Below are 13,188 nucleotides of genomic sequence, written 5' to 3' on the forward strand. Positions count from 1 at the left end.
CTCCGTCTGCCGGGCGCAGAATTCCTGGACCTGGGCCCGACCCCTCCCGCAGTCTGGAGCGATGCTGAACCGGGTCGCCGTTCTCTCCGACATCCACGGTGCGCTGCCGGCGCTGGAGGCCGTGCTGGCCGAGCCGGACGTGGCCGCCGCCGACCTGATCGTGCTCACCGGCGACATCGCGGCCGGCCCGCAGCCGGTCGAGGTACTGGACGTGCTCGCCGACCTGGGCGACCGGGCCTGCTGGGTCCGGGGCAACGCGGACCGCGAGCTGGTGGAGGCCCGGGCCGGGCACCTCTCCCCGGTCGACGTCTCCAACTGGGCGGCCGAGCAGCTGCGCGACGACCAGGTGGCCCGGTTGGCGGCGCTGCCGCTGACGGTCACCCTGGAGGTCGCCGGCCTCGGTCCGGTGCTGTTCTGCCACGCCACCCCCCGCGACGACGAGGAGGTCGTGCTCGTCGACTCCCGGATGGAACGCTGGGCGGAAGTGCTCGCCGGCGTCCCCGCCGAGGTAGGAACGGTGGTCTGCGGGCACACCCACATGCCGTTCACCCGGCTGGCCGATCGGCGGCTGATCGTCAACCCGGGCAGCGTCGGGATGCCCTACGGCGGCCCCGGCGCCTACTGGGCGCTCATCGGGCCCGGCGTGGACCTGCGGCGTACCCCCTTCGACGTGGACGCCGCCTGTGCCCGGGTGGCCGCCGAGTCGGGCTTTCCCGACGCCGCCAACTGGGCGGACGAGTACCTGCGCTCCCGACACAGCGACGCCACGGCCCTCGCGGTCTTCGCCCCGCGCGACGGCCGCTGAGCACCGCCGGCGCTCGCCCGCCCCGCTGATCGCCCGCCCCGCTGATCGCCCGCCCCGGTGTTCCCCGCTCCCGGTTCCCCGCTCGTGGTCGTCGCCCGCTCCTGGTGATCGACCGGGACCAGCCCGGGGCGCGGACGGCACTCGCTGCGCCCTGTCGAGCTGCCCCGTCCATAGGACCGACCGACCTGTCCGAATGTCCGAGTGCGCCTCTGGCCTGACCATGGGCGATTGCCCCATCCATAGGGGCAGCTCGACAGGGCCCGACTGCCTGACCCCCGGCCCCAGGGCGACACACGCCGGATCGCGGCCCTGGCGGCGACGGTGGCGTTGCGTCGGCACGCCCGGGGGGCGGCCGCGGCCGATCTGACCGCGAGCACGCGGTGGGCACCGACCGTCACCAGTTCGATCGCGGCGGGAACGTCACGGCCGGCACCCGCCACGCGCAGTCCCGATCCGACAAGAAAAAGTCAGTCTTGACTGTTTGTTTCCGCGGCGGCAGGCTGTCCCCGTGCCCGCATCGACCCGCGTCCCTCAGCAGGAACGCAGCCGCGCCACCCAGGCACGGCTGCTGGAGGCGACCGTCGAGTGCCTGGTCGAGCACGGCTGGTCCGGCACCACCACCACCGTCGTCGCGGCCCGTGCCGGCGTCTCACGCGGCGCCCAGTTGCACCACTACCCCACCAAGGCCGCGCTGGTCACGGCCGCCGTCGCCCACCTCGCGGAGCGGCGGGCGGAGGAGCTGCGCACCGAGGCCGAGGCGCTGCCGCCCGGCCCGCAGCGGCTCGACCGGGTGATCGACCTGCTCGGCGCGGCCTTCACCGGCCCGCTCTTCGTCGCCGCCCTCGAACTGTGGGTCGCCGCGCGCACCGACCGGGAGCTGCGCGAGGCCCTGGTGCCGCTGGAGGCCCGGGTCGGCCGCGAGATGCACCGGCTCACCGTCGCGCTGCTCGACGTGGACGAACGCCGTCCGGGCGTACGCGAGGCGGTGCAGGCGACCCTCGACCTGCTCCGCGGGCTCGGCGTGGCCAACCTGCTCAACGACGACTCGTCCCGCCGCGCCGCCCTGCTGCACACCTGGAAGCGCCAGCTCGCCATCCTGCTCACCCCCTGACCGCCCGCCCCGACCGGCCCGCCCTGGCCGCCCGCCCAGCCCCCGGAGGCACCATGGTCGACCTCAAGGACCTGCTCGCGGACCTGGCCGACGAGTCCCAGCAGCTCGACGACCTGGTGACCGGCCCGCCGACCGGCTGGGGGCGTGCCACGCCGTCCCCGGGCTGGAGCGTCGGGCACCAGATCGCCCACCTCGCCTGGACCGACCACGTCGCGCTGCTCGCCGCCACCGACGCCGAGGCGTTCCTCGCCGTCGTGCTCGCCGCCCCCGACCCGGCCCGGCTCGTCGACGTCGGAGTGGCGGAGTTCCTCGCCCCGCCGAGCGAGTTGCTTCCCCGCTGGCGGGCCGGCCGGGCGACGCTCGCCGACGCGTTGGCACGCGTGCCGGCGGGCGGGAAGCTGCCCTGGTTCGGCACCCGGATGTCGGCCGCCTCGATGGCCACCGCCCGGATCATGGAGACCTGGGCGCACGGCACGGACGTGGCCGACGCGCTCGGCGTCACCCGCCCCGGCACTGCCCGGCTGCGGCACGTGGCGCACCTCGGCTTCCGTACCCTCGGCCACAGCTTCGCCGCCCACGGCCGGCCGGTGCCCACGGTGCCGGTGCGGGTCGAGCTGGCGGCGCCGGACGGCGACACCTGGACGTACGGGCCGGCCGACGCCGCCGACCGGGTCACCGGCCCCGCGCTCGACTTCTGCCTGCTGGTCACCCAGCGGAGGCACCGCGCGGACCTGGCGCTGGCGGCGACCGGCCCGGTCGCCGACGCCTGGCTGGACGTCGCGCAGGCCTTCGCCGGCCCACCGGGTCCCGGCCGCCCGCCGACGGCCCCCAGCGGGGTGCCGGCGTGAGGGACGTGCTGCGGGTGGGCAACGCCTCCGGCTTCTACGGCGACCGGTTCACGGCGTGGCGGGAGATGCTCGACGGCGGCGACCTGGACGTGCTGACCGGCGACTACCTCGCCGAGCTGACCATGCTGATCCTCGGCCGGGACCGGCTGCGCGACCCCTCCCTCGGCTACGCGAAGACCTTCCTCCGCCAACTGGAGGGCTGCCTCGGCACGGCGCTGGACCGGGGCGTACGGATCGTGACAAACGCCGGCGGGCTGAACCCGGCAGGCCTGGCCACCGCCATCGGTTCGCTCGCCGACCGGCTCGGCCTGACCGTCCGGGTCGGGTACGTCGAGGGCGACGCCCTCGCCCGCCCGGACGCACTGACGGCGAACGCCTACCTGGGGGCGTACGGCATCGCGGCCTGCCTGGACGGCGGGGCGGACGTGGTGGTCACCGGCCGGGTGACCGACGCGTCCCTGGTGGTCGGGCCGGCGATCGCCCGGTTCGGCTGGGGCCGCGACGACCTGGACGCGCTGGCCGGGGCGACCGTCGCCGGTCACCTGGTCGAGTGCGGGGCGCAGGTGACCGGGGGCAACTTCAGCTTCTTCACGGAGCTGCCCGACGGCGGGCGGCACCCCGGCTTCCCGGTCGCCGAGCTGCACCCCGACGGCTCCTGTGTGATCACGAAGCACCCGGGCACGGGCGGCGCGGTCACCGTGGAGACGGTGACCGCCCAGCTGCTCTACGAGGTGGGCGGCCCGGCCTACCTCGGGCCGGACGTGGTGACCCGGCTGGACACGGTCGCCCTGAGCGCCGACGGGCCGGACCGGGTACGGGTGAGCGGCGTCCGGGGCACGCCCCCGCCGGGCACCCTCAAGGTGGGCGTCAACAACCTCGGCGGCTTCCGCAACTCGATGACCTTCGTCCTGTGCGGGCTCGACATCCCCGACAAGGCGGCCCTGGTGCGGAGCCAGATCGAGGCGGCGGTCGGCACGGAGGGGCTGGAGTTCACCCTGGCCCGTACCGACCACGTCGACGCGGTCGACACCGAGGCGGCGAGCGCGCTGCTGCACGTACACCTGCGGGACGGCGACAGGGCGCGGGCCGGGCGGGCCTTCTCGGCCGCCGCGGTGGAACTGGCCCTGGCCTCTTACCCCGGCTGCACGCTGACCACGCTGCCCGGCGACGCCACGCCCTACGGGGTTTTCACCGCCGACGCCGTGCCGCAGGACGCGGTGCCGCACGTCGCGGTGCTCCCCTCCGGCGAGCGGGTGCCGATCGCTCCCCCACCGACGACGTCTGAGGAAGCGCCCCCTGCACATCCGCAGGCGACAGCCGGGGGCCCTTCCTCACACCTCACCCGGCGCGCGCCGCTCGGCGAGCTGGTCGGGGCGCGCTCCGGCGACAAGGGCGGCGACGCCAACCTGGGCGTCTGGGCCCGCACCGACGCCACCTGGTCGTGGCTGCGCGGCTGGCTGACCACCGCGCGGCTGCGCGAGCTGCTGCCGGAGACCGCGCCGCTGACCGTGGAGCGGTACGAGCTGCCGAACCTGAGGGCCGTCAACTTCGTCGTCCGGGGCCTGCTCGGGCAGGGGGTGGCGGCCTCCACCCGGTTCGATCCGCAGGCCAAGGCGCTCGGCGAGCTGCTCCGCTCCCGGCTCGTCGACCTGCCCGCCGAACTGACGACCGGCCCGGCAGTCGACAGCACGCCCGGCCCAGCGGCCGACGACACCCCCGGCCTTGGTGACGACAGCGCGCCCCGGGAGGGCCGATGACCATCGTGGACACGCCGGAGCGCCGGCAACTGCGGGAGCTGACCCGGGCCTTCGTCACCCGGGAGGTGCTGCCGCACCTGGACGTCTGGGAGCGGGCCGGCGAGATCCCCCGGGAGCTGCACGCCACCGCCGCCAAGCTCGGCCTGCTCGGCATCGGCTTCCCGGAGGCGGTCGGCGGCAGCGGCGGGGACCTGCTCGACTCGATCATCGTGACCGAGGAGATCATCCGCTCCGGCGGCTCGTCCGGGCTGATCGCGGCGCTCTTCACCCACGGCATCGCGCTGCCGCACATCGTCGCCTCCGGCGACGCGGAGCTGATCGACCGGTACGTCCGGCCCACGCTGGCCGGCACCATGATCGGCGCGTTGGCGATCACCGAACCGGACGGCGGCTCGGACGTGGCGAGCATCCGCAGCCACGCCCAGCGCGACGGCGACCACTACGTGGTCAACGGGTCGAAGACCTACATCACCAGCGGCGTCCGGGCCGACTTCGTGACCACCGCCGTCTGCACCCTGCCGCCGGGCACCGGCGCCCTGACCCTGCTGGTGATCGACAAGGGTACGCCGGGCTTCACGGTCGGACGTCGGCTGGAGAAGCTCGGCTGGCACTGCTCCGACACCGCCGAGCTGTCCTTCGTCGACGTCCGGGTGCCGGTGACGAACCGGGTCGGCGCGGAGGACACCGCCTTCCTGGCGATCATGCAGAACTTCGCCGCGGAGCGGCTCTCGCTGGCCACCCAGGCGTACGCCATCGCGCAGCGTTCCGTCGAGCTGGCGGTGCGCTGGTGCCGGGACCGGTCCACGTTCGGCCGCCCGCTGGCGAGCCGACAACTGATCCGGCACCGGCTGGCCGAGATGCACACCCGCGCCGAGGCGGCCCGCGCGTACGTGCACCAGGTGGCGGCGCGGGTGGCGGCGGGCGAGCCGGTGGTGACCGAGGTGGCGATGGCGAAGAACGTCGCGGTGGCCGCCTGCGCCGAGGTGGTCGACCAGGCGCTCCAGCTGCACGGCGGCTACGGCTACCTGCGCGACGCCGAGGTGGAGCGGCACTACCGCGACGCCCGGATCCTCGGCATCGGCGGCGGCACCACCGAGATCATGAACGAGATCATCGCGAAGGGCATGGGCCTGTGACGACACTGCGCAGCGCGGTCGACGCGTCCTCGCCGGGGCACCGCGCCAACCGGGAGGCGCTGCTGGAGCGCCTCGCCGAGCTGGAGACGGCCCTCGACCAGGCCCGCGCCGGCGGCGGCGAGAAGTACGTGGCCCGGCACCACAAGCGGGGCAAGCTGCTGCCCCGGGAGCGGATCGAGTTGCTGCTCGACCCGGACAGCCCGTTCCTGGAGCTGTCGCCGGTGGCGGCGTACGGCACCGACTTTCCCGTCGGCGCCAGCGTGGTGACCGGCATCGGCGTGGTCGAGGGCGTCGAGTGCCTCATCGTCGCGAACGATCCGACGGTACGCGGCGGCGCGGTGAACCCGTGGTCGCTGGCGAAGACCCGCCGGGCGGGCGAGATCGCCCTGGCCAACCGGCTGCCGATGGTGAACCTGGTCGAGTCGGCGGGCGCGGACCTGCCCACCCAGGCGGAGATCTTCATCCCGGGCGGGCGGGTGTTCCGCGACCTGACCCGGCTCTCGGCCGCGAAGATCCCCACGGTCAGCGTGGTCTTCGGCAACGCCACCGCCGGAGGCGCGTACGTGCCGGGGATGTCCGACCAGGTGATCATGATCCGGGACCGGTCGCAGGTCTACCTGGCCGGGCCGCCGCTGGTGAAGATGGCCACCGGCGAGGTCACCGACGACGAGTCCCTCGGCGGGGCCGCCATGCACGCGAGCACGTCCGGGCTGGCCGACTTCCTCGCCGAGGACGAGGCCGACGGCATCCGGCTGGCCCGGCAGTGCGTACGCCGGCTGAACCGGCGCAAGCAGGGCCCGCCGCCGCGCAACCCGTTCCCGGCTCCACCGAAGTACGACCCGGAGGAGCTGCTCGGCATCGCCAGCGCCGACCTGAAGGTGCCGTTCGACCCGCGCGAGGTGCTGGCCCGGGTGCTCGACGGCAGCGAGTTCGACGAGTTCAAGCCGGCCTACGGCACCGCCCTGGTGACCGGCTGGGGCGAGCTGCACGGCTATCCCGTCGGGGTGCTGGCCAACGCCCGGGGCGTGCTGTTCAGCGAGGAGGCGCAGAAGGCGGCCCAGTTCATCCAGCTCGCCAACGCCGCCGACACCCCGCTGGTCTTCCTCCAGAACACCACCGGCTACATGGTCGGCACCGAGTACGAGCAGCGCGGCATCATCAAGCACGGCGCACTCATGATCAACGCGGTGTCGAACTCGACCGTGCCGCACCTGACGGTCAACCTGGGCGCCTCCTACGGCGCCGGCAACTACGGCATGTGCGGGCGGGCGTACGAGCCGAGGTTCCTGTTCACCTGGCCGAACGCCAAGTCGGCGGTGATGGGGCCGGCGCAGCTCGCGGGCGTGCTGTCCATCGTGGCCCGGCAGGCCGCCGCCGCCCGGGGCCGGGACTACGACGAGGACTCCGACGCGGCGATGCGGATGATGGTCGAGCAGCAGATCGAGTCGCAGTCCGGCGCGCTCTTCCTCTCCGGCCGGCTCTACGACGACGGGGTGATCGACCCCCGCGACACCCGTACCGTCCTCGGACTCTGCCTGTCGGCGATCCACAACGGACCAGTCAGGGGCGCCGACGGCTTCGGCGTCTTCCGCATGTGAGCGCGAGGAACGCCATGATCACGAGACTTCTGGTCGCGAACCGGGGCGAGATCGCCCGCCGGGTCTTCGCCACCTGCCGGGCGCTGGGCGTCGAGACGGTGGCCGTGCACTCCGACGCCGACGCCGACGCGCCGTTCGTCGCCGAGGCCGACCACGCCGTCCGGCTGCCCGGGAACACGCCCGCCGAGACGTACCTGCGCATCGACCTGATCCTGGACGCGGCCCGCCGGACCGGGGCGGACGCCGTCCACCCCGGCTACGGCTTCCTCGCCGAGAACGCCGAGTTCGCCGCCGCGGTGACCGACGCCGGGCTGACCTGGGTCGGCCCGCCCGCGAAGGCGATCGCCGCGATGGGCGACAAGGTGGCGGCGAAGGCCCTGCTCGCCGAGGCGGGCGTGCCGATGCTGCCCACCTGGACCGACGCCGACGGGATCACCGACTTCCCGGTGCTGGTGAAGGCGTCCGCCGGGGGCGGCGGGCGCGGCATGCGGATCGTCCGCGACGCCGCCGGGCTGGCCGAGGCCGTCGCCTCCGCGCGCCGCGAGGCGGCTGCGGCGTTCGGCGACGGCACGGTCTTCGTCGAGCGGTACGTCGAGCGCGGCCGGCACGTCGAGGTGCAGATCTTCGGCGACACGCACGGTACGGTGGCCGCCCTGGGCGTACGCGAGTGCTCGATCCAGCGCCGGCACCAGAAGCTCGTGGAGGAGGCGCCCGGCGTCCTTCCGCACGAGGTGCGGGAGCGGCTGCACGAGGCGGCGGTGGCCGCCGGCCGGGCCGTCGACTACGTGGGCGCCGGCACGGTCGAGTTTCTGCTCGCGCCCGACGGGGAGATCTACTTCCTGGAGATGAACACCCGCCTCCAGGTCGAGCACCCGGTCACCGAACTGACCACCGGCCTGGACCTGGTCAGGCTGCAACTGCTCGTCGCCGAGGGCCAGCCCCTGCCGGAGAGCGCCACCGACCCGCATTGGATGCGCGGTTACGCGATCGAGGTGCGGCTCTGCGCTGAAGACCCTGCGCAGGGTTGGCGTCCCGCCACCGGCACCCTCCAGCGGTTCGCGGTCCCGGGGGTGGCCCGGGAGTTCGGCAATCTCCGGGCGGTCGGCCTGCGGCTCGACTCCGGCGTCGTGGACGGCTCGGAGGTGGGCGTCCACTACGACTCGATGCTCGCCAAGGTGATCGCCTGGGCGCCCACCCGCGCCGAGGCGGCCCGCGCCCTGGCCGGCGCGCTGGCCGGGGCCGAGCTGCACGGCGTGGCCACCAACCGGGACCTGCTGGTCCGGGTGCTGCGCAGCCCGGAGTTCGGCGCCGTGGAGATCGACACCGGTTTCCTGGACCGGCACGGGGAGGTCTTCGCCCCGCTGCTGCCGGCCGACCAGCTCCCCCTGGTGGCCCTGGCCGCCGCGCTGGCCACCGCCGCCGCCCGCCGCGCCGCCGCGCCGGTGCTCGCCGGCCTCCCGTCGGGCTGGCGCAACGTGCCCGCCTTCCCGCAGGTCACCCGCTATGCGGGACCGGACGGCGAGATCGAGGTCCGCTACCGGCTGGACCGCTCGGGCGGCCTCGCCGAGTGGTCGACCTCGCCGGGCGCCGGCTCCACCGCCCGCACCGACGGAGCGGCCCCGGCAGACGCGCCGACGCCGGTGGTGAGCCTGGTCCAGGCCGCCCCGGACCGGGTGGTGCTCGACGTCGACGGGGTGCGGCGGGCGTACCGCGTACACCGGGTGTCTCCGGACGTCTTCGTGGACGGCCCGGACGGGGCGGCGAGCCTGACCGAGCTGCCGCGCTTCCCCGAGCCCACGGCGGAGCTGGCGGCCGGGTCCCTGGTCGCACCGCTGCCCGGCGCGGTGACCCGGGTGCACGTCGAGGTCGGTCAGCGGGTGGCGGCCGGCGACCTGCTGCTGACCCTGGAAGCGATGAAGCTGGAACATCCCGTGCTCGCCCCGGCCGACGGCGTGGTCGCCGAGCTTCCGGTCGCGGCCGGCGGGCAGGTCGACACGGGCGCCGTGCTGGCCGTGGTCAACCCCGAGTGATCCTGGAGGCCCCCCGATGAACTTCGACCTCACCCCCGAGCAGGACCAGCTCCGCGACGCCGTGCGCGCGCTGGGCCGCCGGTACGGCCACGAATACTTCGTCGCCAAGGCGAGATCCGGCGAGCACACCACCGAGCTGTGGGACGAGGCCGGCCGGCTGGGCTACCTCGGGGTCAACATCCCCACCGAGTACGGCGGCGGCGGGGGCGGGATCACCGAGCTGGCCATCGTCTGCGAGGAGTTGGCGGCGGCCGGCTGCCCGCTGCTGCTGCTGGTGGTCTCCCCCGCCATCGCGGCCACGGTGATCGCCCGGCACGGCACCGAGGAGCAGCGCAAGCGCTTCCTGCCCGGCTTCGCGGACGGCTCGCTGAAGGTGGTCTTCGCGATCACCGAGCCGGAGGCCGGCTCCAACTTCCACCGGCTCGGCACGGTGGCCCGCCGCGACGGCGACGACTGGCTGCTCTCCGGCCGCAAGTGCTACATCTCGGGCGTCGACGAGGCGTCGTACGTGCTGGTGGTGGCCCGCGTCGCTGCCGAAGACGGCCAGGCCGGCACAGGGGATGCCACTCCGCAGAGACTGAAGCCGGCGCTGTTCATCGTGCCGACCGACGCGGCTGGGCTGACCCGCTCCAAGCTGGACATGGAGATCGTCTCCCCGGAGAACCAGTTCCTGCTCTACCTCGACGACGTGCGGCTGCCCGCCGACGCGTTGGTCGGCGAGTCGCTGGACGCCGGCCTGCCGGCGCTCTTCGCCGGGCTCAACCCGGAGCGGATCACGGTCGCCGCGATGGGCGCCGGCACCGGCCGGTACGCGATCGAGCGGGCCAGCGAGTACACGGCCACCCGCAAGGTCTGGGGCGGCCGGACCATCGGCTCCCACCAGGGCGTGGCCCATCCGCTCGCGCACGCCGCCGTGCAGGTCGAGCTGGCCCGCCTGATGATCCACAAGGCGGCCACCCTCTACGACGCGGGCCGCGACCTGGAGGCCGGGGTCTCCGGCAACATGGCCAAGTACGCCGCCGGGGAGGCCGCCGCGCTGGCCGTCGACACGGCCGTCCAGGTGCTCGGCGGGGCCGGCATGACCACCGAGTACGGCGTGGCCACGCTGCTCGGTGCGGTGCGCGCCGGCCGGATCGCCCCGGTCAGCCGCGAGATGATCCTCAACTTCGTCGCCCAGCACGTCCTCGGCCAGGACAAGTCCTACTGAGCGGGCCGGGGTGCGGCGGGCGCCCGATCGCCCGCCGCACCCCGGGTCCTCAGCGGACGGTCAGCGTGCCGACCGCCGGCAGCGGGGCGACCACCGGCGGGAGCCGCTTCGGCTCGCCCCGCACGGGGGCGCCCTCGGCGGCCAGCGCGCCCTTCGACGCCTCCGCCCGGCGGGTCGCCTCCGGCTCGGCCGGCAGCTCGGCGAACGGCTGGACGTCGCCCACGCAGACCTTGCCGTTGGCCGGCAGCGCCCCGCGCAGCAGGTACGCGTCGACGGCGCCGGTCACGCAGGCCGACGTCCCGTACGCGGTGTGCCCCCAGCTGTCGCTGCTGAGCAGGCGGCTGTTCGGCAGCAGGCGGGCCGAGCTGACCGCGCCCCGGTAGTTGGTCGCCGGGTCCCAGTAGTTGCCCACGACCAGCACCGGCGCGGCGGTCCGCCGGTTGAACGGGCCGGTGTAGGCGTCCTCGTCCCGCACGGTCCAGCTCTTGCGGGCGCACGGCGAGGTGACCCACGTCCACAGCCGACCGAAGTACGGGTCGCGCTTGTCGGCGTTCGCGGCCAGCGCCGGGAACGAGCCGGCGTCCTTCGGGTGGTACGCGTCGGTGCAGTCCACGCCGAGGAAGGTCTCCAACCCGTTCTCGTACGGGAAGTCGTACCGGCGGGCCTGCTCGCGGGCCTTGACGGCCTGGCGGGTCACGTCGGCCGTCGCCGGGCGGCGGGCGGCCGGCGACGACGCCGGGTCGGTGAGCACCAGCAGGGCGGCGGTGAGGTCGACGACCTCGGCGTAGCCCGTCGGGCCGTAGAGCATGCTGAGGTTGGCCGCGATGAAGTCGGCGTACGTGATGGTGACCGGGCCGAGGTCGGGGTCCTCGATGACCACCGGCTTGGCCCGCAGCCGCTTCGCGACCAGGTCGAACGACGCGACGGGATCGCCCTCGGCCAGCGCACACGCCTCCGCGCCGGCCTTGTCGCAGCGCACCAGGATCTCCCGCAGCGCCTTGTAGGCGCCCTGCGCGCTGCGCATCCGGTCCTCCTGGGGCAGGCTGCGCGCCCTGCCCTGGCCGACCCACTCGTTGGGGTTGAGCACGCCGTCGATCACCAGGGCACGGACCCGGTCCGGGAACATGTTGGCGTAGTACTGGCCGAGGATGCTGCCGTAGCTGAAGCCGAGGAAGGTGAGCTTCCGGTCCCCCACGGCGCGGCGCAGCACGTCCATGTCACGGGCGACCTCGGCGGTCGACATCGCGCCGGTGAGCGGCCTGCCCGTGGTGGAGCAGCCCCTGCCGACGGCCTTCGAGGACGCCACGTAGGCCTTCTCCTCGGCCTTCGTCAACGGGAACGCCACGTTCAGCCCGGCGTACGCCCGGGTCTGCTCCTTGACGGAGGGGAAGCACCTGACCTGCTGGCTGGCGGCGACGCCCCGCGGGTCGACGCCGACGATGTCGAAGCGGTCCAGCACCTCGTCACCGAGGAAGTACGGCGCGGCGAGCGCGACGTCGGTGCCGGAGCCGCCGGGGCCGCCCGGGTTGACGAAGAGGCTGCCGATCTTCCGCTGCTGGTCGCGGGCCTTGACCCGCAGCACGGCGACCTCGGTCGTCGGGCCGTTCGGCTTGTCGTAGTCGCGGGGCAGCCGGACGGTGGCGCACTCGGCGTAGTCGTAGCAGGCGTACCAGTCCAGTTCGGGCGTGGGCACCCGGTCGACCCGGCGGGCCTCCTGCGGGCTGGTCCGGTCGGAGGTGACCGGACGGTCCCCGCCAGCGGGGGACGGTGCGGCGGCGGCGGGTGCGACCGCGGCGCCGGCGAGGAGCACGCCGGCGATTCCCGCGGCGGCGAGGGACCGGTTTCGTCGTGGCATGTGGACGCCTTCCGGTGGGCGACAGGACGGTCGAGCCGTGGCTCGACCTCCGTCACTCTAGGAACGACGGACCAGGATTACCGGCCGGCGAACGGCCGCATATCCGACAAACCGCTGACCGATGTAACGAATTGTTCACCGTCGACGCTTTTGACGGCGACGCTTTTGACGGCGGCCAGGTGCAGTGGCCCGGTGTCAGCCGGCGCGCCGGCTCACCCGATGCCGGCCATCCACACCGGCGGTGTGGCCTTCGCACCGCCGGGCGCGTAGTCGTCCGCCACCCGCCAGCCGGCGGATCCCTTGCGCAGCAGCAGGAAGCCGACGATCTCGCTGTGCGGGGCGCCCAGTCCGTAGACCTCGTCCCGGTCGACGAAGCCCATCCGGAGGGCGCAGATCGCCGCGGGATCGCGCTTCGCGTTCTTGCACAGCCCGAGGTAGCGGACCCCGGGAACGGCCGACAGGTGTTCGGCGATCGCCTCGTCCGGGTTGGCATACCCGCCACGACCGGCGGCCGGCGACGCGGGGGCGGCCGCCGAGGCGGGGGTAGCCGGCGACGCGGGGGCGGCCGCCGAGGCGGGGGTAGCCGGCGACGCGGGGGCGGCCGAGGACGCGGGAGCGGCCGACGGAGCGGCCGGGGACGTCGGCGCGGCGGCGGTCGCGGGGGGCGGCGCGGTCGCCGGCTCCGGCGCCCCGTCCGCCCCGCACGCGGCCAGCGCACCCGACAGCAGCACGGCGGCGACGATCCGGAAGACGCGGGTCACCGGCACTCCTCTCCCACGCCGACGATCACGGTGAAGATCATTGCATCCGGTGCCGGCGACCCGGTTGACAGCGGGCCCCG

The 13,188-nt window shown here is 74.5% G+C and carries 10 protein-coding genes; 8 read left to right on the top strand and 2 right to left on the bottom strand.

What is annotated here, in order from left to right:
- Window positions 1-61 precede the first annotated feature (61 nt).
- From AC0OO9_RS13015 to AC0OO9_RS13050, 8 genes are all read left to right on the top strand, one after another.
- Entirely contained in the window at window positions 62-805 is a 744-nt protein-coding gene (locus AC0OO9_RS13015) for a metallophosphoesterase family protein (protein ID WP_484517425.1), read from the top strand.
- A 508-nt stretch (window positions 806-1,313) separates the two neighbouring features.
- The gene (locus AC0OO9_RS13020; protein ID WP_484517426.1) at window positions 1,314-1,916 is read left to right on the top strand and encodes a TetR/AcrR family transcriptional regulator; all 603 of its coding nucleotides are present in this window, start codon (window positions 1,314-1,316) and stop codon (window positions 1,914-1,916) included.
- 53 nt (window positions 1,917-1,969) lie between these two features.
- Window positions 1,970-2,764, top strand: coding sequence for a TIGR03084 family metal-binding protein (locus tag AC0OO9_RS13025; RefSeq protein ID WP_484517427.1), 795 nt, complete (start codon window positions 1,970-1,972; stop codon window positions 2,762-2,764).
- The gene (locus AC0OO9_RS13030) at window positions 2,761-4,521 is read left to right on the top strand and encodes an acyclic terpene utilization AtuA family protein (RefSeq protein ID WP_484517428.1); all 1,761 of its coding nucleotides are present in this window, start codon (window positions 2,761-2,763) and stop codon (window positions 4,519-4,521) included. The genes AC0OO9_RS13025 and AC0OO9_RS13030 overlap by 4 nt, the downstream gene beginning before the upstream one ends.
- Window positions 4,518-5,657, top strand: coding sequence for an acyl-CoA dehydrogenase family protein (locus tag AC0OO9_RS13035; RefSeq protein WP_484517429.1), 1,140 nt, complete (start codon window positions 4,518-4,520; stop codon window positions 5,655-5,657). Before AC0OO9_RS13030 ends, AC0OO9_RS13035 begins: the two co-directional genes overlap by 4 nt.
- Window positions 5,654-7,255 carry an acyl-CoA carboxylase subunit beta gene (locus tag AC0OO9_RS13040; protein ID WP_484517430.1) on the top strand — a complete coding sequence of 534 codons (1,602 nt, stop codon included), beginning with the start codon at window positions 5,654-5,656 and terminating at the stop codon, window positions 7,253-7,255. Before AC0OO9_RS13035 ends, AC0OO9_RS13040 begins: the two co-directional genes overlap by 4 nt.
- A 14-nt stretch (window positions 7,256-7,269) precedes the next feature.
- Entirely contained in the window at window positions 7,270-9,285 is a 2,016-nt protein-coding gene (locus AC0OO9_RS13045; RefSeq protein ID WP_484517431.1) for an acetyl/propionyl/methylcrotonyl-CoA carboxylase subunit alpha, read from the top strand.
- Between the two features lie 16 nt (window positions 9,286-9,301).
- Complete coding sequence (locus tag AC0OO9_RS13050; protein ID WP_484517432.1) at window positions 9,302-10,492, top strand: acyl-CoA dehydrogenase family protein; 1,191 nt, start codon at window positions 9,302-9,304, stop codon at window positions 10,490-10,492.
- 49 nt (window positions 10,493-10,541) lie between these two features.
- Here the strand turns inward: AC0OO9_RS13050 and AC0OO9_RS13055 are convergent, their stop codons facing one another.
- Complete coding sequence (locus tag AC0OO9_RS13055) at window positions 10,542-12,347, bottom strand: alpha/beta hydrolase (protein WP_484517433.1); 1,806 nt, start codon at window positions 12,345-12,347, stop codon at window positions 10,542-10,544.
- A 212-nt stretch (window positions 12,348-12,559) separates the two neighbouring features.
- Window positions 12,560-13,108, bottom strand: coding sequence for a hypothetical protein (locus AC0OO9_RS13060; RefSeq protein ID WP_484517434.1), 549 nt, complete (start codon window positions 13,106-13,108; stop codon window positions 12,560-12,562).
- Window positions 13,109-13,188 lie beyond the last annotated feature (80 nt).

This window comes from Micromonospora sp. USAFONa4 (genome assembly GCF_057197825.1).